Raw genomic sequence first — 26,997 nt, forward strand, 5'->3', positions numbered from 1 at the left:
GAACATCGCCATGATCACCGCACGTACGCCGGCGACCCGCTCGGCGATGGCGTCCGGATCGGCGGATGGCCGGTCAGCACCGGGCACGGGGCGCGACAGGAACCCGTGCAGTACCCGGCGCGCGGCCAGCAGCACCGCCTCAGACTCCTGATCCCGCAGCAGCCGCCGGAACAGCGCGACCGGCTCGGCGGCCAGCAGCACTTCGGCCTGCGCCGGCGCCGCGGGGTCGAACTCGAAGGTGCACAGCGGCGCCACGACGAAGGCGTCCGGCAGCGCGAAGGCGTTCATGAGGTGGCTCCGTTCTTGTCCAGAATTCCAATGCCGAGCCGCATCGCGGTTCCCACCAGCCGGTGCGCGAGCGCCGTTTCCAGCTCGCGCAGCAACTCCGAGTCCGTCAGCTCGACCAACCGGATCTCGTCGAAGTCGACGCGCCGGTTGACGTGGTTACTTAGCAGGATCGCCAGGTCGCCGGCGGACAGCCGCTCGGCAACGCCCTCTCGCAGTTCGTCCGCCGGTCGCTGGCCGGCCGTGTCGACCATCAGGGAGCCGCGGGCGAGCTGGTCGTAGCCGATCTGTTCGCCGGTCCGCCCCAGCGCGACCACCAGCGTCGCGCCGAGCACCGCGTCGGCGACACTGGCGGCCACCGAGAGGCCGATGCCGTCCAGTTCCAGCCGGTGGAGCACCGTGGGGTCGACCGCCGGCTCCTCGGTGCGGTCGGCGCTGAACACCGCGACGTGGCTGACGTTGGGCACGCACCGGCTGATGACCCCGAGTTGCCACTGGGTGCTTCGCCGGGGACCCACGATGCCAGCGGTGATCACGGCATCGGTGAGCAGCAGGCGGGCGGCGAGCGCGGCCAGTCCCGCCATGCACAGGGCCCGCAGGTCCCCGGCCGGGAGCTCGCCGCACTGCCCGGTGCTCTCGTCGTGGAAGGCCAGGCGCCCGGCGTCGAGCGCGGTCAGGTTGCCTCTCCGGGCGTCGGTGCCGAGCAACGCGTCGCGCAGCAAGCCGACCAGGTCCACATGCTCGAGCAGCGTCCACATCTCGTGCGTGCGGATTCGAACTGTGGGGCCGGTCATCGTGGGTGCCTCTCGATGGTGGGCGCGGTTGGCACCACCTTCTCCGAGAGCCCCTTTGAGTCCCTTATGACTTCGCTTTACGTGGCTTATTCACCGCGAAAGGCCTGATTAAGGCGGACTTGGCGGTGCGCGGCGATCGGCTGTCGGTGCCGCAGGAGATCACCTGCGAACCGAGCCGACACAGGGAGTGCAACCGCCATGTCGATCACGTCGAAGATCACCGCCGCCACCGCCGGAATCGCCACCGCCGCCGCCGCTTTCGCAATTTTCGCGATGGGCGCCGGGCACTCGGCCGAATCGCGGCACCCGAATCCGGCCCGTGTGGTCGCCGACAGCCACTGGGGCGAACCTTCGCCGGCGCCGACCCCGATCGTCACCGACGACTCGCACTGGGGCTGATCGTCATCACGGCCAGGTCACCGCCCGCCGCGCACCGGAACCACCGGTGCGCCGCGGGCTGCCGTCGTTCGGGGACGGTGCCGCGATACCGCACGCCCCGGTGCGGTCATTCCGTCCGGGTGAGGTCGAGCCGCCGGAGCACCCGATCCGGCGTCAGCTGGACGAGCAGTCGTATCGCTTCCGGTGAGTCCACTGTGGACAGCAAGGCCACCGCCTGGCTCACCTCCTCGCCGGCCAGCTGGTTCTCGCGGGTCGCCAGATGGACCTCCGACCTGAGCAGCAGCGTTTTGGCCTGCCACAGCGCCGAATCCAGTTTCTCGAACAGCTCCCGTGCCTCGGCGAGGTAGCCGGCCGCGGCGGTCGGCACGCCCCGGGCGAGCGCGGTCGCCCCCAACTCGTACAGCGACTGGGCCTCGATCCACCGGTCACCCACCTGCCGGGCCAGCGTGAGCGCCTGCGCCAGCGTGGTGTGCGCGTTGTCCAGCCGCCCTTCCCGGTGCCGGACGACGCCGAGCAGGTGCAGCGCGTACGCCTCGCCGATCCGGTCGCCCAGGTCGCGCACCACCCGCAGGGTGCGGTGCAGCGCCTGCCGCGCGGCCTCCAGGTCGTCCCGGCTGACGTGCAGCTCGGCGATCCGGTACGTCACCTGCGCCTCCACCCGCAGACAGCCGGCCTGCTGGCAGAGCCGCAGCGCCTCGTCGAGCATGCCCTCCGCCGCCTCGGGGAACTGCGCGTCGATGCGCACCTTGGCCAGGCTGCTCAGAATGTGCGCCTCGCCCATGAGATCCCCGACCTGATGCATCTTGACCAGCGCGGAGTAGTACCGGGTGCGCATGGTTCGGGTGTCGCCCCGCAGCCGGCTCACGAACGCGGCGTTGCGCTGGACGAGCGCACACCCGTGGACGTCGGACAGGGCGTCGAAGATGTCGATCGCCGTGGTGAAGCAGTCCTCCGCGTCGGCCAGCCGTTTCTGCGCCATGTGCAGCGTGCCGAGCGAGAGCAGCGAGGCGGCCAGACCGCGACGGTTGCCCGCCCCCTCGGTCACCTCGCGAGCCAGCTGCGCGGTCTCCAGCCAGTCGTCGAAATAGCCCTTCGTCTCGAACAAGGTGACCGAGGTCAGGGCCAGGTCCCAGCACAGCTCGTCCATCCCGGCCGCGGCGGCCTGCCGGATGGCCGGCACCAGGCCCCGGCGCTCACGTTCCCACCACTGGGTCGGATCGCCGACGCGGTCCGGCAGCGGGGCGTCGGGCGGCGACCAGCGTGGCGCGGAGCCGTGCAGCACGGTGTAGTGCCCGCCGTATTCCTTGCGGTGTGCCTCCTCGGCGAGCGCGAGCCAGGCACCGAGGTAACGACCGAGCGCGGCCCCCTGCTCCTCGGCCGACTCCGTCTCGGCCAGCTGTTCCTGCGCGTACACCCGGACCAGGTCGTGGAATCGGTAGCGGTGCACCCGCTCCGAGGGAAAGCGGACCGCTTCCAGGACCCGGGCGTCGACCAGGTTGTCCAGCACGTCCTCGGCCTCGGCGAGGCTGGTGTCGAGCAGGGCCGCCGCGGCCCACCCGGGGAAGTCCGGCGCGCGGACCATGGCGAACAGCCGGAACAGCCGCTGCGCCGCGCCGGTCAGATTGCGGTAGGTGAGCGCGATGTTGGAACGCAGCTCTAGTCCTCTGTGGACGAACTCGTCCAGCCGGCGGGACTCGTCGCTGAGCCGGCGCACCAGGTCCTCGACGCGCCAGTGCGGGCGGGAAGCGAGCCGTGCGCCGGCGATCCGCAGCGCGAGCGGCAGCCCGTCGCAGAGGTTCACCAGGTCCGCACAGGCCTCCGGCTCGGCCCTGACCCGGTACTGGCCGACGATCCTGGTCAGCAGGTTCAGCGACTGCTCGGCGTCGAACGAGTCGACGTTGACCCAGTGCGCGCCGGGCAACCCGCTCAGCCGGGTCCGGCTCGTGGTGATCACCGCGCAGTCCGGGTTGCCCGGCAGCAACGGCAGCACCCGCTCCTCGTCGGCGACATCGTCGAGCACCACCAGGATGCGCCGCTGCGCCAACCGGGTCCGGTACATCTCGGCCCGCTCCTCGGCATCCTCTGGCACGGCGGTGCCGGACAGGCCCAGGGCGCGCAGGAACCTGGCCAGCAGCCGGGGGGTGCCACCATCGACCTGAAAGGTCCGCATGTCCGCATAGAGTTGGCCGTCGGGAAACTCGTCGGCCAGTTCATGCGCGGCACGGACCGCGAGGCTCGACTTGCCGACGCCGCCGCGCCCGGAGACGGCCACGATCCGCATCGCGTACGCCGCGTCGGCCTCGTCGCCCCGGCCGAGGATGCCCCGGATCTCGGCGAGGTGTGCCTCGCGGCCGGTGAAGTCCGCGATGCTGGCGGGCAGCTGCCGGGGGATCACCACGTGCTCGGTGGTGATCGTCGGCTGTCGAGCGGGTGATGTGACGGTGGCCGCCACGCCTGGCCCGGTGGGGCCGGCCTTCGGCAGGTCGAGCGCGGGATCGCGGTTGAGGATGGCGTGCTCCAGGTCGCGCAGTTCCTGGCCGGGATCCACACCCAGCTCGTCGACCAGGACCGTGCGGGCCCGCCGGGCGGCCTCGAGCGCCTCGGCCTGCCGACCCGAGCGGTACAGCGCGAGCATGAGGAAGCCGTGCAGCCGTTCCCGCAATGGCTCCGCGTCGACCATGGCGGCCAGCTCGCCGCTGATCTCTTCGTGCCGGCCGAGGGCCAGGTCCAGCCGAATGCGTTCCTCGATGGCGGCCCGGCGGTGGTCGGCCAGCAGGGTCGCCTCCCGCTGCAGCAGCTCGCTCGGCACACCGGCGAGGGCGGGCCCGCGCCATAGCGCGAGCGCCGCGCGCACGTCGGCGACCGCCTCGGCCAGCCGGCCAGCGTCGGCATGCGCGCGGGCCGAGTTCCGCAGCGCGTGGAACTGCTCGACATCCAGCTCGCCCGGCGTGAGCTCCAGCAGGTAGCCGGGCGGCTGAGTCCTGATCGCGTCGGGCTTCCTGGCGTCGGCGAACAGCTTGCGCAGCGCCGAGATGGCAATCTGGATCTGCACCCGCGGGGTCGTCGGCGGCGATTCGCCCCACACGGCGTCCACCAGCTCGTCGACCGAGGTGACCCGGTTCGCGTTGAGCGCCAGCGTGCACAAGACCACGCGCTTACGGGGCCCGCCGAGATCGAGGGGCCTGCCACCTGCCACCAACTCGGGTGGACCGAGAAGTCGCAACTCCACGCGGGTCTCCTCGCTGACCGGCGCAAAGCCCCAGCTCCCGCCCCTTCCCACAAGGTATATCGAGCGTAGCAACAAGCCAGCGACCCGTGACCGGTCAACGGTTACATTCTGTCCTTTTTTGGGCGTTGGGTCCGGTCCCAGCCAACCATGCTCAGGTTCAGGTCGCCGAGCCCGTCGGTGCCGAGCGTGAGCCGGCGGGCGAGAACAGCCGCGCCGCGATCCGTCTCACTGGCACGAAGATCGCATTGAACGGTGCAGATCGCGGCCGGACCAGGAGAGCAGGCCGGAGATCGCGTGCGCCCGGCATCGAACAGCGGCCGTGTGCCGGCGCCGAGCAACTGCCGAAGTTCGTTGTCTGCCGCGCCAAATCCGCTCGTGCCCCGACGAACCTCTCTCGGCACCTCTGGCCGTTGGTGTCGAAGGCCTGCGACTCATGCCGCGGAAACATGATGCGCCGAATGTCACCACGCGTGAGCTGATCTTCCCAGGTTGATCGAGAACATCGCTTCTTTGCGAAGGTTGAGATAACATACCGTGTGCTCCGGCCTCGGCCGATCAAAGGATCGTCATGAGCACGAACGCGCAGGCGAGGAAGACCGACGTCGCCCGCCTGCTCCCAGCTGAGGCCGCCGGTATCGACCCAATCGCGAGGCTCTTTCGCGCGCTTGGTGACCCGACCCGCCTGCGGCTCCTGGAGTTCCTGCTGACCGGTGAGCACACGGTCGGTGATTGCGTGGCCCAAGTCGACCTTTCTCAGAGCCGGGTTTCGCGCCACCTGGCCATCCTGGCGTCCTGCGGTTTCGTCACCCTGCGTCGAGCGGGACGTTTCACCTATTACCGCGCCGTCGACAAGCCGATGGCGGATCTGGTGCGGCAAGCTCGTGCGTTCGCGGAGAAGAACACGGCCGCACTGCTCTCCCGCATACGCCTTGACGGTGGCCGCTGAACGGAGCCGTTCGCCACGCCATGTTGGCGGGATCGTCTGAATCCAACGGAATGGCTGAATGCCGAACCTGGCGCACCTCCTCAAGCCAAACAACGCGCTGGTTCACGCCGCTCGCGCCATGATTCGGGTGTGGCTCCGTTGGAGGGAGTTGCTCGTAGTTGCCCCTCGTGTCGTCGGGCGTCGTTGCCAGGGATGTGAGTTCGGCCAGGGCCGTGGCTGGTGAGGCAGGTGGGACCGATGTGACTATTGGGCGGTCGACACCTGCCCTGAAGGTGGCCTTCAGGACGTTGAGCGTCCTGAAGGCCGCCTTCAGGGCATTGGTCAACGCCCCACCGGTCCCACCAGCCACACCAGACCCGATCACCCCGATCACGATGGACAACTCCCTCCAAAGGAGCCACACCCCCATGATTCCGCGTCCCGCGGCCTGCTGCGAGCCTCCGGCTGCGCGCTCGCTCGGCCTGATCAGTGCTCATAACCGGGCCTTGGGCTTGTAATGAGAGCGCGACGAACTCGCCGCGGTCGATGAGCGCGGTCAGCGAGCGTTTCGGACGCATGGAGTGCAGGAGCGGGAAGCCGACGGCGTCGGCGACCTCGTTGGGGCGTATGTCTGCGGTAGAGGGCCCACGGACGATGAGGCCAACGCGACGCCGGAGCAAGACATCTGCGAACTGATCACCAGCCCAGGTTGCCGACCCGCCTCGCAGGGTTCATGACGGTGCTCCGGAACAACATGCCCGTGCATTGCAATGTGGTCGACTACCAACACTGTTCCGCCCATGGTGGCGCACTTCGGATTCGAGAACCTACGACTTTGTTCGTGAACCCACCGGAAGATTGGCCATTCCCACGGACAAGAATGATATTTGGCAAGACCGCAGCATTTGAGGGTGTCTCATGTGGGTTGATCATGGTGTGCCATGATCATTTCTTGTGGTTGATGATCTGTCGCGGCGGTTGGTGCCGGATGAGTTGTGGGCGTTGGCGCAGCCGCTGATCCCGGGGTTTGATGCGCGTCGGCAGGGCGGAGGAACGGCACCAGTCGATGATCGGGCCGTGCTGACGGCGATCGTGTTCGTGTTGACCAGTGGATGCGCCTGGCGGTGTCTCCCACCGTCGTTCGGGGTCACCGTCCCGACGGCACATCGCCGGTTCTCCGATTGGACCAAGACCGGGTTGTGGCCGCGCTTGCATCGCGCGGTGCTGGATGAACTGGGCAGCCAGGACATGATCGACTGGTCCCGTGCGGTCCTGGACGGAGCGTCTGTCAGGGCCCAAAAAGGGGGATCCATGACCGGACCCGATCCGGTCGACTGCGGCAAGTCGGGCTCAAAGATCCACGTGTTGTCCGACCGGGCCGGGATCCCGTTGTCGGTGGCCGTCTCGGCCGCCAACACCAATGAGGTGATCTCACCAAGCTGATGCTACGCAGCGCTCACCGGACTCCAACCACGCAACGCCGGACGCCAACCGCTGATGGTGCATGATGATCACCTCGGCGCGGACGCCGGAGCGTCCGGCACCTGGTCGCCGGCCGCCGTGCGTACCGTTGGAGAAGCGGCACGGCGCTCGCGGCGTCCGCAGGGCCGTCGGCCAGCCGGGCGGCCCCCAGCTCTCTTCCAGCTGTCGGATGTGATGGCTTGATCGGCTGTTCGACGTTCGGCCGGGATGGCGCCGCTGTGCGGGAACGAGGTATCAGGCTTTCCGGACCGGGTGTGCGTCGGCGTGAAGGGTGTGCAGGCGCCGGTGGTACTCGTCCTCGTCGATCTCGCCGCGGGCGAACCGCTCGGCCAGCACCTGTTCCGGGGTGAGCCGGTGCGGTGGCGGCGACGAGAGTGGCTGTGTGCGGCCGAAATAGCGGACCAGAGCGATGGCGCCTGCGATCACCAATGCCCAGAACACCACCGTGCTGATCGTCATCAGCGCGTAACCCCATCCGCTCATCCCGTTGCCATACCAGAACATCATCGCAATATCTCCTTTTTCGGACTGTCAGGATTGGTTGCCGCGGCGGCCCCATTCCGGGTACGGATCGCGGAGCAGGGTCATCGGAACCTCCGCGGCAGGTAGAGCACCATCGCCACGACCGACCCGTCCGCGGTGAGCAGTAGGACGCCGGCGATGGTCGCCGTCAGTCCCAGACTTGTCATGGCATCCCCTTTCTCGGGATGCCTCCACGGTTCCCGCCCGCCTATCCCGGTCACCATGGGCGAACGTTGCAGGGCCCCAGGGCCTAAAGACCTAACCCAAGTAGTAGGCAGGAGCGTCAGGGCCTACTACCCTGCTTAGCAGACCTTTGGGCCCTGCTCGGGCCGGTCGCCGGCGGGAAAGTCTGGAATCCACGGCGCACACCGCGATCAAGGAGTTCCCATGGCTGTCGCTGACGTCCTCGTCGTGGTCGCCGCCATGGCGGCGGTCGCCGGCCTGGCGTGGTTCTTCTTCGGCCCTCGGCGGGCCCGGGCCGCGCACCTGACCGGCGGGGTGCAGCGGGTCGGGATCACGGTGCGCGGCGGATACCGTCCGGACGTCATCGAGGTCCGGCAGGGCGTGCCGGTGGAGATCGTGTTCGATCGGCAGGAGAGCGGAGACTGCACCTCCCGGGTCGTCTTCCCGGATCTGCGGCGCTCCGCGGCGCTGCCGGCACTCCAGCGCACCACCGTCGCCTTCACTCCGGAGCGGACCGGCACGTTCGGATTCGCCTGCGGGATGAACATGATCCACGGCACGCTCGTCGTCACCCCCGGCGACCAGCCACCGCCGGGCGGCGAGCCGGAACCGGCGGTGCCGAAGGACGAGACGGTCCAACCGGCAGCGGCCGACGTGGAGGCCGCACAGGCGCGCGAGCGCCGTGCCGAGATCGGCGACCTGACCCGCCGGGTGCTCGTGGGTGCCGCACTGACCCTGCCGGTGCTGGTCGCGGTCATGGCCCAGTCGCTGTTCGGCGCGACCTGGGTGCCCGGCGTGCTGCTCAACCACTGGGTCCAGTTGGCCCTGATCACCCCAGTGATGGGCTACACCGGATGGCCGGTCCACCGCACCGGCTGGCTGACCCTGGCGCATCGCGGTGCGGACACGAACAGCCTCATCACGCTCGGCACGGGCGCCGCGTACGGCTACAGCCTGCTGGTCACCCTGTTCCCCGATGCGCTGCCCGCCGACCTGCGCGAGGTGTACTTCGAGACCGTCGGGGTGATCCTCACCCTGATCATGCTCGGCCGGCTGTTCGAAGCCCGTGCCAAGGCCGGCACCGGAGAGGCCATCCGCGCCCTGCTCGGCCTGCAGGCCCGCACCGCCCGCGTGCTCCGCGATGGCGCCGAGGTCGAGATCCCCGTCGATCAGGTCGTGGTCGGCGACGAGGCGGTGATCCGACCCGGCGAGAAGATCCCCGTGGACGCGACCGTCCTCACCGGACAGTCAGCGGTGCACGAGTCGATGGTGACGGGGGAGCCCTTGCCGGTTACCAAACGGGCCGGTGACACCGTCATCGGTGCCACCATCAACACCACCGGATCGCTGCGTGTGCGGGCGGCCAAGGTGGGTGCGGACACCGTGCTCGCCCAGATCATCCGCATGGTTCAGGCCGCGCAGGCGTCGAAGGCGCCGATCCAGCGGCTGGCCGACGCGACCTCCGCCTAATTCGTGCCCGCGGTCATCGCCATCGCCATCGCGGCCTTCGTCGTCTGGTTCGTCGCCGGCCCGCCGCCCGCGCTTACCCTCGCGCTCGTGTCCGCGGTGGCGGTGCTGATCATCGCCTGCCCCCTGCGCGCTCGGCCTGGCCACCCCACTATCGATCATGGTAGGCACCGGCAAGGGCGCCCGGGCCGGCATCCTGATCCGCTCCGCGGCGGCCCTCGAGACCGCCACAAACTCGACACCGTCGTGCTGGACAAGACCGGCACCATCACCGCCGGCACACCCGCCCTCACCGACGTCGCGGCGATCGGGTCGCTCGACGAGAACGAACCGCTCGCCGTGGTAGCCGCCGCCGAGTCCGACAGCGAGCACCCGCTGGGCACCGCGATCGTGGCTGGCGCCCGAGCCCGCGGCCTCGCGCTGTCGCGGGCCGCCGGGTTCGACTCGATCACCGGCAAGGGCGTGCGGGCCACCGTGGACGGGCACGCCGTGCTGATCGGCACCGCCCGGCTGCTCGCCGACACCGGCATCCTCGACCCCATTGCCGCCCGTTTGTCCAGCGAGGGCACGACACCGATCCTTTCCGCGGTGGACGGTCAACCCGCCGGCGTGCTCTCCGTCGCCGACACCGTCAAGGACGACTCCGCCGCGGCGATCACCGCCCTGCGCCGGCTCGGCATCGAACCCGTCATGATCACTGGAGGCGATCCGCGCACCGCGGCTGCGATCGCCCGCCAGGTCGGCGTCTCCCGGGTGCTCGCCGAGGTCCTTCCGGAGCACAAGGCCGGCGAGATCCGCCGCCTGCAAGCCGAAGGCCGCCGGGTCGGCATGGTCGGCGACGGCATCATCGACGCCTCCGCCCTCGCCGCTGCCGATGTCGGGCTGGCCATCGGCACCGGCACCGACGTGGCCATCGGGGCCGCGGACATCACCCTCATCTCCGGCTCGCTGGCCGGCGTGGTCACCGCCATCCAGCTCTCCCGCGCCACCATGCGCAACATTCGCCAGAACCTGTTCTTCGCCCTGATCTACAACACCGTCGGTGTCCCCGTCGCCGCCGGCGTGCTCTACCCGCTGCTCGGGCTACGGCTCTCCCCGATGATCGCCGCCGCGGCGATGGCCCTGTCCTCCCTGTCCGTGGTCGGCAACGCCAACCGGCTACGCCGCCACCGGCCAATCACTGGTCAGGGCTTGGCGAGGGCTGGTTCGTCGGGCCGTTGGGCTGGGGTGCGTTGCTGGTGCAGTTTTCGTTGGCCGTACTTGGTCATGCCGCGCGGTTTGAAGATGGCGAGGAAGGTGGCCGCGAGCAGGAGCACGAGGGCGCCGCTGGCGTGGACGATGACGGTGGGGCTGCCGAGCAGCGCGAGGTCGTCGGGGGACCAGGTGGTCTGGGCGGCGATGCCGGACAGGGCGCCCAGCGTCTGGGTGTAGGCCAGCAGGACGATGGTGGCGAGGACGTTGATGACCAGTTTCGCGATCACCCAGTAGTGCCGGACCAGCCCCCAGGTGGTGCCCAGCGACTGGATCAGCCCGGTGAGTAGCGAGGCGAGGCTCAGCGGGACCAGGACGTACCAGCCGCTCAGGTTCATCGCGAGGTAGGCGCCGCGCACGGTCTGCTCGTCCTGGCTGGCCATGCCGGCGATGGCGAGCGCCAGGACGCCGATGACGGCGCCCAGCCAGCCGACCGAGGCGGTGACGTGCGCGGTGAGTGCGACCTTGCGGACGCGGGCCGTCATGATCATCCGTGGCCTCCCGGAGGTGGCTGGTGGCCGGCCGGCATGGTGGCGGTGGGCTGGCCAGGGCCGGGTGGCGTGTGGCGTCCCGGGCCGTGCTGACCGCCGCCGAAGATCAGCATCGCGGCGATCACCACCGCCACGATGCCGACGACGATTCCGGAGATCTTGACCCACAGGGGCATGCCGGTGATCGCGCGGCCGGACCCTTTGCCGGTGGCGGGATCGGGCCGGTCAGTCCGTTGCGACATGTGCGTCCTCTCGTCGTCGTGTCTGGGTGTTCCGCATTGCCCCATTTTTACGAGACATGTCGTCGCGGTCAAATCAGAGTGTCCGAGCAGTTGTCATCGCGTATACTCGGGTGGTGCCGAGGCTGTGGACCGACACGATCGAGGCGCACCGACGGGCGGTGCGTGACGCGGCCCTGGAGACGACCGCGGCGCTGGTCGCCGAGCATGGACTGGCCTCGTTGACGATGTCGCAGATCGCCGAGCGGACCGGCATCGGACGGGCCACGCTGTACAAGTACTTCCCTGATGTGGAGGCGATCCTGGTCGCCTGGCACGAGCGGCACGAGCAGCACGTCGCCCGGCATCTGGAGAACCTCGTCGAGGTTCGCGACCACGCCGGCGGCGACCCGCGCCGGCGGCTCGAGGCGGTGCTCGAGGCGCACGCGCTCATCACTCATGGCGTCACGCACGCGCACCTCGGCGCCGAGCTCACGACCCTCCTGCCACGCGACGGGCACGTCGCCGGGGCGCGGCAGCACCTTCACGACTTCGTCCGGGACCTGCTGGCCGAGGCCGCGGCGGCCGGTCAGGTCCGGGGCGACGTCGCGCCGGACGAGCTTGCCGCCTATTGCCTCCATGCCCTCATGGCGGCCCCCGGCCTGCCATCCGAGGCCGCGGTGCGGCGGCTCGTCGTGATCACCCTCGCCGGTTTGCACGGCGCCGATGCCTAGCCGGGCGACGAGGCGGTGGGGGACACTCGCCGGCACCGGTAGCCTGACTCCGGGAGGCGGCGTGCACGGCTTGGGCGAGCTGGAGTCGGCCGTCATGGGCGTGCTGTGGTCCGTCGGGTCGCCGGCCAAGGTGCGTGACGTGCTCGACCGGCTGAACACCGGCCGGCCGCTGGCCTACACCACGGTGATGACCGTGCTGGACAACCTCCACCGCAAGGCGTGGGTGCGGCGGGAGAAGGTCGGCAAGGCCTACCGCTATGAACCCGCGGTCACCCAGGCCGAGGCCTCCGCCCGGTCGCTGCGCCAGGTGCTCGACGCCTCCGGCGACCCGGAGGGGGCGCTGCTGCACTTCGCGACGTCGGTCTCCGAGTCCGAGTCCGAGGTGCTGCGCAGGGGACTGCGGAGGAAGGCGGCCGGGCGGTGATCGCCGCCATCGCCATGCTCCTCGCGGCGTTCGCGGTGGGCGTCGGCGCCCCGAGGCTGCTGCGGCGGATCGACGCCACGCGCGCGGATCCGTTGCCCCTCCTCGCGGCCTGGCTGCTGTCCGTGGTCGGGGTGCTGGCGGCCATCGTCGGCGCCATCGTGCTGCTGCTCGTTCCCGATCACGGTCAGGCCGCGGCGCACCTCAGGTGGCGACCGGTGGCGCACGGGGCCCCGCCCCACGCCGAGGAACTGGCCGGCATGCTCGGGGCCGCCCTGCTTCTGGCCCTGGCCGCCCGGTTCGTCGTGATCATCGCGCGGACGACCCGCCGCCGCGCCCGGGTGTCCCGCGAGCATCTGGCCGTGCTGCGGGTAGGCGCCTGCCGGGACGCGGCCGGAACGCTGTGGCTGCACCACGACCGGCCCCTGGCGTTCAGCCTTGCCGGCCGGCCCGGCATGGTGGTGGCCACCGAGGGGCTCACCCGGCACCTGCGTGCGGCGGAGGTCGGCGCCGTGCTGGCGCACGAGCGGGCGCACCTGCGCGGGCGGCATCACGCCCTGATCACCTGGGTCGACGCGGTCACGGCCACGCTGCCGTTCCTGCCGCTGTTCCGGGATGCGCCGGTGGCCGTCCGGGTGCTCGTCGAACTGTGCGCGGACGTCGCCGCCGCGCGGCGGTACGGCGTCGAGGCACTCCGCTCGGCCCTCATCAGCGTCACCGCACAGGGCGCCCCGGGCGGTGCGCTGGCCATGACCAGGGACGGGATCGAGCTTCGGCTGGCCCGTCTGCGGCACGGTCCCGTGGTGGCCGGACCCGTGCGCCGAGCCGTATGGTGCGGCCTCGCCGCCGCGACCGCAGTGCTGCTGCCCATCCTGACCGCCGTGTCGCTGCTGCACGCGATTGCCCTGGCGTTCCACCGTCTCAGCGGCTGACATCTCCTAAGCCGTATCGTAGTATCCGTCGACATGAGCGGGCGCCGCAGTGTCGAGACGCGACTGGGCGAGCTTTGAAGCAACGATCATGGATCGGCTGTGGCGGGCCGGCACGTCGGCGACCGTGCGCGAGGTCCTCGGAAATCTGCAGCAGGAGCGGCGGATCGCTTACACCACCGTGATGACGGTCATGGACAACCTGCATCGCAAGGGCTGGCTGCGGCGTGAGCTGGAAGGGCGGGCGTGGCGGTACCGGCCTTCGGCCGACCGCGAGGAGTACACCGCGACGTTGCTGGCCGAGGCGCTTGCCTCCACCGACAACCATGAGGGGGCACTGTTGCGTTTCGTCGAGGGGATGAGCGAGACGGACGTGAACGCGCTCGACACGGCGCTGCATCAGTTGCGGCAAGGACGTCGCGGGACGGGCTGCTGCTGGATCCGTTGCGGTCAGCGCTGGTGCAGCGGACCGGGTCCGAGGCGGCGGTCGAGCTGCTGCGCTACGCCTTCGCCGTCGCGCTGATCACGCCGTTCGCCAGGTTCGCCTACCACTTCGCGAAGGTATCGGCCGAAGCCCGCCGGGACCGGGACCGCCGCCGGGGTGCCCTCCGCATACTCGGCCACCGCCGGCCGGGCCGGCCGGATGTGACGTTCATCGAGTCCGGCGTGCCGATGGTCTACTGCATGCCGGGCCGGCCAGGGGTCATCGTGGTGACCACGACGGCCCGGGACTCTCTGTCCGCCAAGCAGTTCGAGGCCGTGCTGGAGCACGAGCGCACCCATATCGTCGAGGGGCACCACCTGCTGGTGTCCGTCGCCAGAGCGATCGGGCTGGCGGGCGGAACGAGGTGGTTGTTCGGGGTCGCGCCGCCACCGGGTGGCTGGAGGGCTCGGGGCTGGCCCTCGACAACGGCGTGGTGTGCGACGAGACGCTCAACGCCGGCGCGCCCGGGGTGTACGCGGCCGGCGACGTGGTCCGCTGGTTCAACCCGATGTTCGGCGAGACCATGCGGCTCGAGCACTGGACCACCGCGGCCGAACAGGGCGCCGTCGCCGCGGCCAACGCGATCGAACCGGCCGCCGCCCCGTGCTCGATCGTGCCGTACTTCTGGTCGGACTGGCACGACGACCGGATCCAGTTCGTCGGCATTCCTGAGGCCGACGAGATCGAGGTCGTCTCCGGCGACCGGCCGCCGGGGACTTCCTCGCCCTCTACCGCCGGGGCGACCTGGTCACCGGCGCGCTGGGCCTCAACCAGCGCCGCCCCGTCATCACACTGCGCGCCATGATCGGCAGGCACGCAACCTGGACCGATGCCCTCGCGTTCGCCCGCGCACGGTGACGGCAAGCAGCGGTACGGATCTGGGCACGACGCTGGTCGGCCCGGTATTCCTCCACTACGTTACGACGTAGATTCGTACTTGACCGTACGGCCGGTCTGGGGTCGAGGAGGGGTGACGATGCGGCGGGCTCGTTGGGTCGGTGTTCTGGTGGCGGTCTTCACGATGGCGTCGATGATGTCGGCCCATGCCGATCCCGGCGATCACGGGTCGGAGCCGCCGGCCGCGCCCGCCCAGCCCGGGACGGCGAGAACCCTGCCGTTGCTGGCGACGGTGAACCCGGGGGAGGGCAGCAACGCCGACGTGTTCGGGTTCAAGCAGCACGCGTATCTCGCGAGCTGGATCGGCAAGGGGTGCCTGTCCAAGGGGATCCGGGTCTACGACCTGCACAACCCGCGCCGTCCCAGGCTGGCGTCGGTGTTCGCGGACGCGGCGTCCGATCCGGCCCTGGCCGGGACGTGGAGTGAGAAGGTCATCGTGCAGCACGTCGTCACCCGGGAGTTCCGGGGCGACCTGGCGGTGGTCAGCTTCCAGGTCTGCGCCGGGACCAGCACGCCGGCGTTCCGCGGGTTCGGGCTCTACGACGTGACCAACCCTGATCACCCGCGGAAGTTGGCGCTGTACGCGACGCCCGGAACCCGTGGCTCGCACGAGATCTGGCTCGGCGCCGACCGTGGGAAGGCCTACGTCTACACCGCGGTGATCCGTTCGGAGCTGCTCACCTCGCCGGACTTCGACCCGGTCACGAACACCGCGACGACGCCCGGCACGCCGGACTTCCGGATCATCGACGTGTCCGACCCGACCGCGCCGGCCCAGGTCGGTGCGTGGGGCGCCTGGAAGGAGCTCGGCGTCTCACCTACAGCCGACGGCAAGCTGAACTTCGTGCACTCGGTCCGGGTGGACGACCGCTTGCGGGTGGCCTATCTGTCCTACTGGGACCTGGGCACGGTGATCCTGGACATCTCCCAGCCGGCCCGCCCGCGGTTCCTCGGCAAGACCACGCCGCCCCAGGGCGCCACCCACTCCGCGTTCATCACCAACGCGGGCCGGCTGCTCGTGGAGACCCACGAGACCGACGCCGGGCTGCCCTACTTCTACGACATCGCCGACCCGGCGCACCCGACGCTGCTGGGCAGCCTGGCGCCGCCCGGGTTCGAGGCCGACACCGTGCACGACCCGAAGGTCCGCGGTGACCGGGCCTACTTCTCGTGGTACAGCCTGGGAGTGGTGGTCGCGGACATCGACCGTCCGGCGAGCCCTCGCCTCGAGGCGCAGTTCGTGCCGCGGAGCGACTACGTCAACCCGGACTTCTTCTGCACCGAGCCGTGTGCACAGGTGTGGGGCGTGTTCGTGGACCGTGACTACATGCTCGCCTCCGACATGAACAGCGGCCTGTACGTGCTCGGTCTGCGCCCGCGTTAGCCCGGCGGCGAAGCTCCGCGCGGTCGACAGTCCTCCTCGGACTGTGCCCACCGGCTCCACAATGGACGGTTCGGGTGCTGCTGGACACCCAGGGCCAGGTTGTACTAGTGGATATAGTAGATTCTGGCTGTAGTCAGGCAGGACCGACAGGTCCTTTGGCGTCGAGGCCGTTGACACCCCTCTCCGGCCCCGGCGGGTGGGTGTGGGCGGCTCCTGACGCCCACACCCACCGCGCGACCGACGGGGTGGAGGGGTCTGGCCCGAATTTGGCGACGGAAGGGCGGTGGACGGGATGATGGTCCGTGCGCTGACCGCCTGCGCCGTCCTGGTCGGGCTGGTGTCGATGCACGGCCTGGACCCGGTGATCGGAACCGGCTGCCCGGGCGGTACCTCCTCGACGGCGACGAGTGCGGCGCTCCCCACGACGGGCGGCGGGCACCATGCCGCGACGGCCAGTGCCACCACGGCCGTTCCCGTGGCGAGCACGCCATTCTCTGGTCACAGCTCGGTGTGTGACTCCATGCCGCCGCGCGGGGATCTGACCGGACGGCTGGCGCAGGCGGCCACCGACCTGGTGGAACCGGGAGCGCCTGGACAACCCGCGTTGGGCATCCAGCGGGCGGGTGTCGCGGTACCCCGGGCCGGTCCTGCCCTGCTGATCAGCCTGGGTGTTTCCCGGACGTGACAGGGCGTTGGTAACCGATTCCGCCGGTCAACCACGACGTCTCTGTCCACCGTGCGCGATGACGCGCCGTCCGAAGGAAAGTGTTGATCCTCATGCCTGTCCATTCACGTCCGCGCGTTCGCCGCGCGATCACCACGACCGCCGTTGCCGCGGCGGTCGGCTTGGCCGCGTCCGCCTGTGGCGGCAGTTCCTCCTCCGGTACGTCCGGAATGGACCACGGCTCGATGCCCGCATCCGCCTCGGCGGGCCAGCACGAGATGCCCGGCACGCACGGCGACGCGCCGTCCGGGGACGGCCTGGCCGCCTCGGCGTCCGGGTTCCGGTTCGCCCCAGCGGTTTCGTCGCTGCCGCCCGGCCAAGCGGCGTCGTTCCGGTTCCAGATCCAGGGCGCCGACGGCAAGCCGGTCACCGCCTTCGAACCGGACCAGACCAAGCTGATGCACTTCTACCTGATCCGCTCGGACCTGACCGGCTTCCAGCACATCCACCCGGAGCTGGCCACGGACGGAACGTGGACCGCGCCGGTAACGCCCCTGCAGCCCGGCACCTACCGGGCCTACACCTCGTTCACCACCGAGGACGGCGCCGGCAAGGCGGTGCCGCTGGTGCTCGGTGAACAGATCACCGTCGCCGGCACTGCCGCGACCCGGCCCGTGCCCGCCGGATCAACCACTACCGAGGTCGACGGCTACACCCTGACCCTCTCCGGCGGTCACCCGATGGCGACCATGGAAGGCGAGCTCACCGTGACGGTGTCGAAGGACGGCCAGCCGGTCACCGACCTGCAGCCCTACCTGGACACCTACGCGCACCTGACCGCCTTCCACGAGGGTGACCTCGCGTTCGCCCACCTGCACCCCAAGGGCACGGTGAACGGCGACCACGGCGGGCCCGCGCTCTCGTTCGCGGCCATGCTGCCAAGGTCCGGGAACTGGCGGCTGTTCCTGCAGTTCCAGACCGCCGGAGTGCTGCACACCGCTGAGGTGACGGTACCGGTCGGCTGACGTGCGGAGCCGGGTCGGTCGCACGCCGTGTGCGGTGGACGGACCCGGCTCACACATCCGATCGAACCGGCACGGCCGGACGACCTGATCTGGTTAGTACTATTGCCGACCGTATGCGTGATAACTGCCAACTATTGAGGATCGTAATGGACTGGCCGGGCTATTGACCCGGTGCCGCCGAGGGCGGATGTTGGGTTGTTTCGCCCGGTCCAGGCAGGCTTTCTGGAGGTTGCCATGAAGGGAAGACCTCGGTACCGCAGGTATGTCTCAGCGCTCGCCACGGTGGTCGTTCTCGGTTCGGTGCTCGCCGCGCCGGCCGCGCCGGCCGACGTGGTTGTGGGTCCAGGCGGGCATGTTCCGGGAACGTCCCGGGCGTTCACGCTGGTGGGTCACGCGCCACTGGCCAATCGGGGGATGAACGCCGCGCTCGCGGTCTTCGGTCGCTATGTGTACGTGGGCAATCGCACCGACGGGTCGTCCCGCTGCGGCGTGGGTGATCCGCGGATTCCGATCGGCGGACCGGATTCCTGCCCGCATGTGAGCCCGGGCATCCAGGTGGTGGACACGGTCAACCCGTTCCGGCCGGCCGTGGTGGGGGAGTTCGGTGCGGAGTTCGCCACCGGCGCGAACCTTGGGCAGACTTCCCGGGAGATGCGGGTGCTGCCGGACCAGCGGCTGCTGGCGGTGATGTACTTCCGGTGCAGCACGGTCATTCACGCCTGCCCGCCGAGCCCGGACGTGTGGAGCATCAAGTTCTTCGACCTGGCCGCCGACCCGGTCCATCCGCCGCTGCTGGCCACCTACGTGCCGTCGCGCAAACCGCACGAGATGTTCCTCTGGACCGATCCGCGGCGTCCCGGCCGCAGCCTGCTGTTCCTGTCCGCACCCACGTCCTCCGTGGACCCTGCCGTTGCGAACCTGGTCGTGACCGACGTCAGCCGCGCCCGGGACGGTGTGTTCACCGAGATCGCCAAGGGAAACTGGAACAACCAGTACCCCGGTGCGGAGGTCCCCGCCAACTACGACAACGACCTGGCGCTGCACTCGATGGCCGTGACCGTGGACGGCAACCGTACCTACCTGGCCTACCTGCGCGGGCATTTCCTGGTGCTGGACACGTCCGATGTGGCCGACGGGCGGATTCCCTCGGGCGGGTTGTCGCTCAACGACAAGCTGCTCACGCCGGTGGACAACCGGCCGCGGTGGGGCACGTCGGACGGCGGCTGTCTGGATGCGTGCGCTGAGTCGCACTCGGCCGTGCCGGTGCCCGGGCGGCCGTTCGCGTTCACCGTGGACGAGGTGTACGGCACGTTCACCGCGGCCAGCTTCGGGTGCCCGTGGGGCTGGACCCGTACCATCCAGGTGGCCAACCCGGCGCGGCCGCGCATCATCGGGGAGTACCGGACGGTGCCCAACACCCGGGAGTTCTGCGGCTCGGCCGGGGACGACGCGGCCACCGAGCAGTTCACCAGCTACTCCTCGCACAATCCGACGCTGACCCGCAACCTGGTGATCATGGCCTGGCACAGCAGCGGGCTGCAGGCCATCGACATCGCCGACCCCGCCGACCCCACGCAGGCCGGCTGGTTCTCCCCGCAGCCGCTGGACACTGTGGCGACCGAGGATCCGGCGCTGTCCCGCGGGCCGAACAAGGTCGTGATGTGGAGCTATCCGATCATCCACAATGGACTGATCTACGTGGTGGATGTGCGCAACGGCCTCTACATCCTTGCCTACACCGGAAAGCACGCTCTGGAGGTGGCGCGGATCCGGTTCCTGGAAGGCAACTCCACGCTGGGTGATGCGGCCCGTCTGGACCGGTGAGCCCGCGGTCACGACCGTAATCTGGTTGTAGGATCGAACCAGTTGGTTGTATTGTCGAACCATGTCGGTGGGGCCGCGTGACCTTCAGGAGGCGATGGGCCGGTTCGTTCGGGCGTTCGGCCTGCATCAGCCGGACCAGACGCCGTGTGGCAGGCCCGTCCCGGTCTCCGAAGCGCATGCGCTGGCCGAGCTCGCCCGCGCGGGCGAATTACGCCAGGTCGACCTGGTCCATCGGCTGCGGCTGGAAAAGAGCACCACCAGCCGGCTGGTCGGCCAGCTGGTGGAGCGCGGGTGGGTCGAACGGGTCCCGGTCCCCGGCGACGGCCGCGGCGTCCTGGTCCGGCTCACCTCGCCGGGCCGGGACGCGGCGGATCAGCTTGCCGCGGCCCGGAACGCACGGTTCGCGGCCGTGCTGGACCGGGTGCCGGTCGAGGCGCGGGAAGCAGTCCTGCGCGCCCTCGCCGTTCTCACCGAGGCCGTCGATGAACCGTAGGCACTGGTGGATCACCGCCCTGCTCGTCGTCGCTGCCACCGTGGGTGCGGCGATCATGGTCACCCGTGATGGTTCCGGGCCGCGTCAGGTTGACGTGGCCGCCAGGGGTGGCCGGGTGATGCCGTTCGACCTCGAGCGCACCACGCACCGGTTCGCCAAAACGACGACCGGTGGGGTGCAGACGGTGGTCGCGGACGATCCGTCGGACACCGGACAGATCCGGCTGGTCCGCGAACACCTGACGGCCGAGAACGCCCGGTTCAGGCAGGGTGACTTCGGCGATCCCACGACTATCCACGGCTCCGCCATGCCGGGGCTGACCGCGTTGACGGCGGGCTACCGGCGCATCACGACCACCTACGCCGAGCAGCCTGACGGCGCCCGCATCGCCTACGCGACGGACGATCCCGCCCTGGTCGATGCGCTCCATGCCTGGTTCGACGCTCAGGTAAGCGACCACGGCGCCCACGCCGAGCACGAAACGGCGTGAAGCCTGTGTCGGGGCTCAGCGCCAGCCCAGTGGGTCCTCAACCGGGCACGCTGTGCGGCTCAGCGGGTTCTGGCGGTTTTGCTGTGGCGATGGGCGAGGTAGCCGATGCCGATGACGGCGACTTTCACGACAACGATCACCAGGACGACGTCCGCGGCCAAGCTCGTCCATGACGGTGCCGCCAGCACGGCGCCGCCAAGCACCACGTGCGCGGCGATGGCCAGCACACCGGCCGCCAGAAGGACGATCGTCCTGCGGTGGCCGTGGCGCGTCGTGAGCTTTCTGACAGGCGCGGTGGTCGGGTCGGCGGCACCACCGGCTGTCGACTCGCGATGCCAGTTCACCGTCAGCGGGTCGCGCCTGCTGAACCTGGTGAGGTTCCTGGTGATGAGGTCCTGCATCCGCTGCAGCTTTTCCTCGGTGTCGGCTTCGGCACGCAGGATCAGCGTGTCCGGGGTGGCCCGTAGGGTGCACCGGCCCCCGTCGACGCTGACGACGCCCTGAGTGTCGGACCACTCGGCGTCGATGTGTGCCGGTATGTCGTGGCGTGCTTCGGGGTCACCGCTCAGGTGAGCGGGCACCCGAGTGATCCGGTGCCGGCCCATCTGGCTGGCGTGCCGGCAGAGCTGGACGAGGTACCGGCTCGGTCGGTCGGTGCGCACCTCTGCTTCAGCGGTCGGCATCGCAATCCTTCCGGGCTTGGGCTTGGTGAGTGAGACCAGTTAGCCTGCGCGTCACCCGTCGCCGGTCATAGCGCAGGAACCGTCTGCCCGATCTCCCACGGTGCTGTCTCCAGCAACCCTTGATGTATCAATGAAGACAACATGTATCGTAACCTCCGCCTCGGGTGCTGGGGTTGATGGGACTGCCCTGAAGGACTCCTTCAAGACGTTGAACGTCCTGACGGCGGCCTTCGCTCCACTGAGCTGTGGAGTACCACGGGAGATCACGAAATGCGACTGCCGGCCTGGTGGGTATTCGGGTCCTCAACTGACGGGGCCGGCCGCTGCTTGGGGCGCTGAACCTGCTGGATGCGCCAGCCGTGGCGGGTCAGGCCGCGCGGTTTGTACACCGAGAGGATCGTGGTGGTGAGCAACACGACCAGGCCACCGATGGAGTGGGGGAGTGAGCCGGGTAGCTCACGGGGATCGGCAACGGAACCCGCCGTTTCGGTCAGGGAGTTGATGGTTTGTGTCTCCACCAGCAGGACGGTGGTGGAGACCAGGGTGAGCAGGAGTTTCACCAGCACCCAGTAGTGCCGGAACAGTCCCCACGAGGTGCCCAGTGCGTTGACGGCCCCGATGAGCACGGACACGAGTGCCAGCGGGACGATGGTGTACCAGACGGTCAATCCCATTGCGAGGTAGGCGGCCCGCACCAGCTGAACGTCCCGGCCGGTCACCGCGGCGAGGTCCAGAGCGAGGTAGCCGGCGACCGCGCCGAGCCACCCGACGGAGGTCGTGACGTGCGCGGTGAGGACCGCCTTGCGCAGGCCGGGCGGCATGGTCATCTGTGGACTCCGGTGAGTGGCGGGTGGGCTCCGGTGGTGTGTGCGGGTGGTGGGTCGCCGCCCGGTAGGTGCTGGCCGGGCCCGTGCTCTGCCCCGACGCCGATGAGCTTCAGGATCAGGAACAGCAGGACCAGGACACCCACGATGATTGCCGCCACCTTCACCCAGCGTGGTGCTTTCGGCGGGGTGCGGGTGGGCGATTCCTCGGATTCAGACATTCGCGTGCCTCCGTCGCCATAGCCAGATTCCCACCGCCTGTCCCAAAAGGACAGCGATGGTTGTGACGATAAGAAGAAGTGTGACGGGGGATGTGGTCCGCGACAGTGCGCCGTAGAAGAACGCATGCAGGACAACTAGCGCGAAAACGACATAGTTGAGGCGCTGGATGCGTTTCCAGGGCCGGGCTTTGAGTTTTCGCAGGGCACCGTCGTTGGAGATGACGAGCAACCCCACCGCGATGATGGTGGCGCCGAGCCCGGTCCAGTTTCCCAGACCGAAACTGCTGAGCAGCGGCCCTCCGCCGGGCGCAAGGAAATAGTTGCCGAAGGCGGAGAGAGAGCCGTGCACCTGCAGTCCCGCGATGACGTGGACGATGCTGAAGATGACCGTCCACAGGCCGGTGTCCCGTCGCAGATAGCTGGAGATGGGATTTCGTCTGCGGAGCAGGAGGTTGATCGGCCCGATGAGGAGGGTGATCCCGAGGAGGCTCAGCGCCACATAGCCGGTGGCGGCGGTCAACCGCTGGGTGAAGGAACGGGTTCCCACCGGTCCGGACTGGCCTGCGCCGTGATCCATCGTTCTGGCCTGGCCGTTGCCGTGATCCATCGATCCGGTGTGCGCCATGGATCCCCGGTCGTCTTGCCGCTGGGGTAAAGCACCGCTGGAGATGTCCACCGCTTCGTGGTTCGCCCGGGCGTCGAAGGCGGGGAGGGTCATCAACAGGACGAGAACCAGGACGCTTGCGAGTGCGAGCGGTAGGTGGTACCTGGGCAGGCGATGGCGCCAGCTGCGCGCCGGAATCGAGGATCGGAACGCTGGCATGGCCGTCAGGATTGACCGCCATCATGAGCCCGCTGTGAGGCGACCTTAAGAGCCATATGAAGATCGGTGATCCGTTTCGCGCTCGGTGCCCGAGGCGTCGGCCGCCGCCGGGAACCGCAGCACGAACAACGCGCCTCCGCCGGGAGCGGCCGCCGCGGTGACGGTGCCGCCGTGGCTGTCGGCTACCTGCTTGACGATCGCCAGGCCGAGCCCGGAGCCAGGCATGGTGCGGGCTCGGGGTGAGCGGTAGAACCGGTCGAACACGTAGGGCAGGTCGGCGGGATCGACGCCAGGCCCGTGATCCCGCACGGTCACCGTGCCGTCGCGAACGCCAATCTCGACCTCGGCATCCGGTGGGCTCCATCTGCCGGCGTTGTCGACGAGGTTCGATACCGCCCGCCAGACCCGTGCGGGCGCACCCCGGATCAGACTCGGGGCGCCTTCGACCCGGAACGTGATCGACGGATGGTTGCGCCCGGCGACCTCGACGACGCGCCGGGTGAGATCGTCGAGGTCCACGAATGTGAGCGGCTCTTCCTGACCGTCGCCGCGGGCCAGTTCGACGAGATCGCCGACCAGCCGAGTCAGCTCCTCGGTCTGGGCAACGGTGTCGTCGATGAGCATCGCCCGGTCGTCCGGGGTCAGCTCCTCGGCCCGGGCGAGCACCTCCACGTTGGTGCGCACCGTGGCCAGCGGTGTGCGCAACTCGTGCGAGGCGTCGGCAACGAGCTGGCGCTTCTGGGTCAGCGATTCGTTCAGCGCGTCGAGCATGGTGTTGAAGCTGGCGGCCAGCCGGCCGAGATCGTCGCCGCTGGGAACGGCGATGTGATGCGAGAGCTCACCGGTCCGGGCGACCCGGTCAGCCGCCTGCGCCACCCGGTGCACCGGGGCCACGGCGGCAGCGGCGACGAGCCGGCCGATCACCGCCGCCAGGACCATGCCGGCGACCGCGATGACGATGAGGGTCATGACGAGCCGGTGCAGCGCCCGCTCGATCTCGACCAGCGACCGGCCAACCTGCAGCGCGATTCCCTGGCCGGCTGAGGTGGCGTAGACCCGCACCGGCGTGCCGTCGACGTCGGCATCGAAGAAAGTCTCCGCACGCTCGCCGCGCGCCACCGCGACCACGTCGGCCGTTACGGGCAGCGGCCGGTCGTCGAACGCCGCGACGACCCTGCCGTCGCGATCGACCACCTGCAGGAAGACGTCGTGCACCTGCGGCAGGTCCCGCGGCACGCCGGAGGTGTCGTGGGTGCCGCCGTGCTGCTGAGCCGAGCTGGCCCCCGAGCTGTCGTGGCTCAGCGACCAGTCGATCTGGTCCCGCAGGTTGTCCCGCATGACGAGGTACACCGCGACCGACACCGCCGCCACCGCGAGCAGCACCGCCACGCCGACCGCGAACGTCACCCGGGTCCTCAGCGCCACCGGTCGCGCAGCACGAAACCGACACCCCGCACCGTGTGGATCATCCGCGGTTCACCTCCCGCCTCGGTCTTGCGGCGCAGGTAACCGACGAACACGTCGAGCGTGTTCGAACCGTCCGCGTCGTCGAAGCCCCACACCCGCTCGCGGATCACATCCCGGGTCAACACCACTCCGGCGTTGCGCATCAGCAGCTCCAGCAGGGCGAACTCGGTACGGGTCAGCTCCACCGCGCGCTCGCCCCGCCGCACCTGCCGGGTCCGGGGGTTCAACTCGAGATCGTCGGCGCGCAGCGCGCCCTCGTGCTCGGGATGGCCGCGCCGGACCAGCGCGCGAACCCGGGCCAGCAACTCCTCGAGGGCGAACGGCTTGGTCAGGTAATCGTCGGCCCCGGCGTCCAAGCCGACCACCCGGTCGGCGACCGCGTCCCGGGCCGTCAGCATCAGAATCGGAGTTCGGTCCCCGCTGGTCCGCAGCCGGCGGCACACGGTGATGCCGTCCAGAACGGGCATGAGCACGTCCAACACCACAAGATCCGCCCGCAGGCCGGCGAGCCGATCGAGAGCCTCCACCCCGTCACCGGCAAGCTCGACTTCGTAGCCTTCCAGCCGCAGTGCCCGGCGCACTGCATTACGCAGCGCCTCGTCATCGTCGACCACGACCACCCGCACCGGCACGGCGAGCCTCATCTCGTCACGATCGCCAGGAGCTGATTGAACCCGGTCCTCATGAGCCGCACATGAAGGAAACCTAAGGGAATCATGAGAGCGGGTGTTATCGCGACGTCGTGTCGCGTAGGCGACAACGCGTCCTCAGGACCGTCGTCACGTATGCTGAGCTGGTGCCGAAGCTGTGGACCACGACGATCGAGGCGCACCGCCGCGGGGTGCGCGAGGCGATTCTGGACACCACCGCGGCGCTGGTTGCCGAGCACGGCCTGCGGGCGGTGACGATGTCGCAGATCGCCGAGCATGCCGGCATCGGACGGGCGACGTTGTACAAGTACTTCCCCGATGTCGACGCCATCTTGCTCGCCTGGCACGAGCAGCAGATCTCCACCCACCTCGAACAGCTCGCCGAGATCCGAGACCGGACCGGCGATCCCGGCAAGCGACTCGACGCCGTACTCGAGGCCTACGCCCACATCCAGCACCAGCGGATGCGGCACCGCCACGAGCGGCACGGCGCTGAACTCGCGGCGTTCCTTCACCGGGACGAGCACCTTGCCCCGACCCAGCACCGGTTGCACGCCATGATGCGAGACCTGCTGGCCGACGCCGCGAAGTCCGGCGACATCCGGGACGACGTGGCACCCGAGGAGCTCGCCGGTTACTGCCTGCACGCCCTCGACGGAGCCGGCAGCCTGCCGTCCAGGGCTGCGGTCCGTCGCCTCGTCGCCCTCACCCTCGCCGGATTACGTCCCCCACGCTGATACCACTGTGGTGTCCGAGAAGCTTGGCGCGGCTGACAAGCTGGTCGAGGCTGGTGTGGACGATGTGAAGATCACCGATCAGCCGCGCATCGCTGGTTCGACGGGTCCGACCAGGTAGCCTCTCCTCTGGGAGGTGGCCATGCACGGGCTCGGCGAACTGGAGTCGGCGATCATGGATGTGCTGTGGTCGATCGATGCGCCGGCCAAGGTGCGGGATGTGCTCGATCGGTTGGACACCGGCCGGCCGCTGGCCTACACCACTGTGATGACAGTGCTGGACAACCTCTACCGCAAACAATGGGTGGACCGGGCGAAAGACGGCAAGGCCTACCTCTACGAGCCGGCCATCAGCCGGGCCGAGGCCGCCGCCCGGTCGCTGCGTGCGGTGCTGGACGACTCGGGCGACCCCGAAGCGGCCTTGCTGCATTTCGCCCGTTCGGTGTCCGACCGCGAAATCGAGATCCTCCGCAAGGGGTTGCGGCGAAAGCCGTCCAGGCATTGATCATCGTTTCCCGGCGCAAATCGTGGCTGGTTGCCATTGGCGGCAGGGTGGTGACCCGGTCCAGCCAGTACTTCTCGGACTCCTGGTGGGCCCGGTTGTTCCGGGTGCTCGACTCGGCGAGCACGTAGTCGCGGAACGTCGTTTCCAGCGGCGGCAGTTGGGCGGCGGGGTCGTCGTAGTAGGCGGACAGGTCGGTGAACAGGGCAGGCACAGGAGTTGGAGCCCGACGACCCGTTCGCCCAAGGCTTACGGCAGACCTACAACGAACTCGACGCCGAACGCCGCGCCACCCTGGCCGCCCTCACCGAGCTGGACGCCACCGAGCAGACCACGCCGGCCCAGCCTAGCGCGGCAGACGCCGGACTGCTCGATGCTCTGCCATACTTGACCTTGAAACTCGCCGATGCCCCAGAGCCGATGCTGCGGGGCCTGTTCGAGATCACCAACCTCACCGTCCAACTCCACCCGGACAGCGACGACGTGACCATCACCATCCGGC

General features: G+C 69.4%; 28 protein-coding genes and 3 pseudogenes. 18 read left to right on the forward strand and 13 right to left on the reverse strand.

Annotated elements, in window-relative coordinates; genetic code table 11:
- From VGR06_RS26640 to VGR06_RS26655, 4 genes are all read right to left on the reverse strand, one after another.
- The coding region (locus VGR06_RS26640; RefSeq protein WP_327561876.1) for a hypothetical protein at positions 1–288 on the reverse strand (288 nt) is incomplete at its 3' end.
- A complete protein-coding gene (locus VGR06_RS26645) occupies positions 285–1,079 on the reverse strand; it encodes a hypothetical protein (protein WP_327561877.1) in 795 nt (264 codons plus the stop codon). The genes VGR06_RS26640 and VGR06_RS26645, both read right to left, overlap by 4 nt.
- A gap of 86 nt (positions 1,080–1,165) precedes the next feature.
- Positions 1,166–1,456, reverse strand: coding sequence for a hypothetical protein (locus VGR06_RS26650; RefSeq protein WP_327561878.1), 291 nt, complete (start codon positions 1,454–1,456; stop codon positions 1,166–1,168).
- 128 nt (positions 1,457–1,584) lie between these two features.
- On the reverse strand, positions 1,585–4,707 hold the full coding sequence (locus VGR06_RS26655; RefSeq protein WP_327561879.1) for an AfsR/SARP family transcriptional regulator: 3,123 nt from the start codon (positions 4,705–4,707) through the stop codon (positions 1,585–1,587).
- Positions 4,708–5,275: 568 nt separating this feature from the next.
- Between VGR06_RS26655 and VGR06_RS26660 the strand changes: the two genes are divergently transcribed.
- On the forward strand, positions 5,276–5,653 hold the full coding sequence (locus VGR06_RS26660; RefSeq protein ID WP_327561880.1) for a metalloregulator ArsR/SmtB family transcription factor: 378 nt from the start codon (positions 5,276–5,278) through the stop codon (positions 5,651–5,653).
- A 933-nt stretch (positions 5,654–6,586) separates the two neighbouring features.
- Positions 6,587–7,057: pseudogene (locus VGR06_RS26665) on the forward strand (IS5 family transposase); the annotation flags it as partial.
- A 291-nt stretch (positions 7,058–7,348) separates the two neighbouring features.
- On the opposite strand, the gene VGR06_RS26670 reads toward VGR06_RS26665, so the two are convergent.
- On the reverse strand, positions 7,349–7,621 hold the full coding sequence (locus VGR06_RS26670) for an SHOCT domain-containing protein (RefSeq protein ID WP_327561881.1): 273 nt from the start codon (positions 7,619–7,621) through the stop codon (positions 7,349–7,351).
- A 402-nt stretch (positions 7,622–8,023) separates the two neighbouring features.
- On the opposite strand from VGR06_RS26670, the gene VGR06_RS26675 reads away from it, so the two are divergent.
- Both VGR06_RS26675 and VGR06_RS26680 read left to right on the forward strand, forming a co-directional pair.
- Positions 8,024–9,289, forward strand: a complete 1,266-nt coding sequence (locus VGR06_RS26675) for a cupredoxin domain-containing protein (RefSeq protein WP_327561882.1) — start codon at positions 8,024–8,026, stop codon at positions 9,287–9,289.
- 102 nt (positions 9,290–9,391) lie between these two features.
- Positions 9,392–10,345, forward strand: a pseudogene (locus VGR06_RS26680) (HAD-IC family P-type ATPase); the annotation flags it as partial.
- Between the two features lie 125 nt (positions 10,346–10,470).
- Here the strand turns inward: VGR06_RS26680 and VGR06_RS26685 are convergent.
- Both VGR06_RS26685 and VGR06_RS26690 read right to left on the reverse strand, forming a co-directional pair.
- Positions 10,471–11,028: a DUF2269 domain-containing protein gene (locus tag VGR06_RS26685; RefSeq protein WP_327561883.1), complete on the reverse strand. Its 558-nt coding sequence runs from the start codon at positions 11,026–11,028 to the stop codon at positions 10,471–10,473.
- On the reverse strand, positions 11,025–11,270 hold the full coding sequence (locus tag VGR06_RS26690) for a hypothetical protein (RefSeq protein ID WP_327561884.1): 246 nt from the start codon (positions 11,268–11,270) through the stop codon (positions 11,025–11,027). Before VGR06_RS26690 ends, VGR06_RS26685 begins: the two co-directional genes overlap by 4 nt.
- Before the next feature lie 113 nt (positions 11,271–11,383).
- Here VGR06_RS26690 and VGR06_RS26695 point away from each other — a divergent pair, with 113 nt between their 5' ends.
- The 11 genes from VGR06_RS26695 to VGR06_RS26745 all read left to right on the forward strand — a co-directional run bounded on the left by VGR06_RS26695 (position 11,384) and on the right by VGR06_RS26745 (position 20,591).
- Complete coding sequence (locus tag VGR06_RS26695; protein ID WP_327561885.1) at positions 11,384–11,980, forward strand: TetR/AcrR family transcriptional regulator; 597 nt, start codon at positions 11,384–11,386, stop codon at positions 11,978–11,980.
- Between the two features lie 61 nt (positions 11,981–12,041).
- Complete coding sequence (locus VGR06_RS26700; protein ID WP_327561886.1) at positions 12,042–12,404, forward strand: BlaI/MecI/CopY family transcriptional regulator; 363 nt, start codon at positions 12,042–12,044, stop codon at positions 12,402–12,404.
- The gene (locus VGR06_RS26705; protein ID WP_327561887.1) at positions 12,401–13,333 is read left to right on the forward strand and encodes a M56 family metallopeptidase; all 933 of its coding nucleotides are present in this window, start codon (positions 12,401–12,403) and stop codon (positions 13,331–13,333) included. Before VGR06_RS26700 ends, VGR06_RS26705 begins: the two co-directional genes overlap by 4 nt.
- 88 nt (positions 13,334–13,421) lie before the next feature.
- Entirely contained in the window at positions 13,422–13,853 is a 432-nt protein-coding gene (locus VGR06_RS26710; RefSeq protein WP_414637335.1) for a BlaI/MecI/CopY family transcriptional regulator, read from the forward strand.
- 325 nt (positions 13,854–14,178) lie between these two features.
- Complete coding sequence (locus tag VGR06_RS26715) at positions 14,179–14,619, forward strand: FAD-dependent oxidoreductase (RefSeq protein ID WP_327561889.1); 441 nt, start codon at positions 14,179–14,181, stop codon at positions 14,617–14,619.
- Positions 14,620–14,790: 171 nt separating this feature from the next.
- The gene (locus tag VGR06_RS26720) at positions 14,791–16,095 is read left to right on the forward strand and encodes a hypothetical protein (RefSeq protein WP_327561890.1); all 1,305 of its coding nucleotides are present in this window, start codon (positions 14,791–14,793) and stop codon (positions 16,093–16,095) included.
- 283 nt (positions 16,096–16,378) lie between these two features.
- Positions 16,379–16,780: a hypothetical protein gene (locus tag VGR06_RS26725; RefSeq protein ID WP_327561891.1), complete on the forward strand. Its 402-nt coding sequence runs from the start codon at positions 16,379–16,381 to the stop codon at positions 16,778–16,780.
- A 224-nt stretch (positions 16,781–17,004) separates the two neighbouring features.
- On the forward strand, positions 17,005–17,784 hold the full coding sequence (locus tag VGR06_RS26730) for a hypothetical protein (RefSeq protein ID WP_327561892.1): 780 nt from the start codon (positions 17,005–17,007) through the stop codon (positions 17,782–17,784).
- A gap of 234 nt (positions 17,785–18,018) precedes the next feature.
- Positions 18,019–19,608, forward strand: a complete 1,590-nt coding sequence (locus VGR06_RS26735; RefSeq protein WP_327561893.1) for a hypothetical protein — start codon at positions 18,019–18,021, stop codon at positions 19,606–19,608.
- 61 nt (positions 19,609–19,669) lie between these two features.
- A complete protein-coding gene (locus VGR06_RS26740; RefSeq protein WP_327561894.1) occupies positions 19,670–20,101 on the forward strand; it encodes a MarR family winged helix-turn-helix transcriptional regulator in 432 nt (143 codons plus the stop codon).
- Positions 20,091–20,591: a hypothetical protein gene (locus VGR06_RS26745; RefSeq protein ID WP_327561895.1), complete on the forward strand. Its 501-nt coding sequence runs from the start codon at positions 20,091–20,093 to the stop codon at positions 20,589–20,591. Before VGR06_RS26740 ends, VGR06_RS26745 begins: the two co-directional genes overlap by 11 nt.
- Positions 20,592–20,650: 59 nt before the next feature.
- Here VGR06_RS26745 and VGR06_RS26750 read toward each other — a convergent pair whose 3' ends face one another.
- The 6 genes from VGR06_RS26750 to VGR06_RS26775 form a co-directional block, all read right to left on the reverse strand.
- Entirely contained in the window at positions 20,651–21,274 is a 624-nt protein-coding gene (locus VGR06_RS26750) for a DUF2218 domain-containing protein (RefSeq protein ID WP_327561896.1), read from the reverse strand.
- 263 nt (positions 21,275–21,537) lie between these two features.
- Positions 21,538–22,101 (reverse strand): DUF2269 domain-containing protein, encoded by a 564-nt coding sequence (locus tag VGR06_RS26755; protein WP_327561897.1) that lies wholly within the window; start codon positions 22,099–22,101, stop codon positions 21,538–21,540.
- The gene (locus VGR06_RS26760) at positions 22,098–22,319 is read right to left on the reverse strand and encodes a hypothetical protein (protein WP_327561898.1); all 222 of its coding nucleotides are present in this window, start codon (positions 22,317–22,319) and stop codon (positions 22,098–22,100) included. Before VGR06_RS26760 ends, VGR06_RS26755 begins: the two co-directional genes overlap by 4 nt.
- Positions 22,312–23,037, reverse strand: coding sequence for a ferric reductase-like transmembrane domain-containing protein (locus tag VGR06_RS26765; protein WP_327561899.1), 726 nt, complete (start codon positions 23,035–23,037; stop codon positions 22,312–22,314). Before VGR06_RS26765 ends, VGR06_RS26760 begins: the two co-directional genes overlap by 8 nt.
- Before the next feature lie 150 nt (positions 23,038–23,187).
- On the reverse strand, positions 23,188–24,567 hold the full coding sequence (locus VGR06_RS26770; protein WP_327561900.1) for a HAMP domain-containing sensor histidine kinase: 1,380 nt from the start codon (positions 24,565–24,567) through the stop codon (positions 23,188–23,190).
- Positions 24,558–25,235: a response regulator transcription factor gene (locus VGR06_RS26775; RefSeq protein WP_327561903.1), complete on the reverse strand. Its 678-nt coding sequence runs from the start codon at positions 25,233–25,235 to the stop codon at positions 24,558–24,560. The genes VGR06_RS26770 and VGR06_RS26775 overlap by 10 nt, the downstream gene beginning before the upstream one ends.
- Positions 25,236–25,405: 170 nt before the next feature.
- Here VGR06_RS26775 and VGR06_RS26780 point away from each other — a divergent pair, with 170 nt between their 5' ends.
- The 3 genes and pseudogenes from VGR06_RS26780 to VGR06_RS26790 all read left to right on the forward strand — a co-directional run.
- Complete coding sequence (locus VGR06_RS26780; RefSeq protein ID WP_327561901.1) at positions 25,406–25,996, forward strand: TetR/AcrR family transcriptional regulator; 591 nt, start codon at positions 25,406–25,408, stop codon at positions 25,994–25,996.
- 139 nt (positions 25,997–26,135) lie between these two features.
- Entirely contained in the window at positions 26,136–26,498 is a 363-nt protein-coding gene (locus VGR06_RS26785) for a BlaI/MecI/CopY family transcriptional regulator (RefSeq protein ID WP_327561902.1), read from the forward strand.
- Between the two features lie 216 nt (positions 26,499–26,714).
- A pseudogene (locus tag VGR06_RS26790) lies at positions 26,715–26,997 on the forward strand (recombinase); the annotation flags it as partial.

This window comes from Actinophytocola sp., from assembly GCF_036002505.1.
GTDB lineage: Bacteria > Actinomycetota > Actinomycetes > Mycobacteriales > Pseudonocardiaceae > DASYTH01.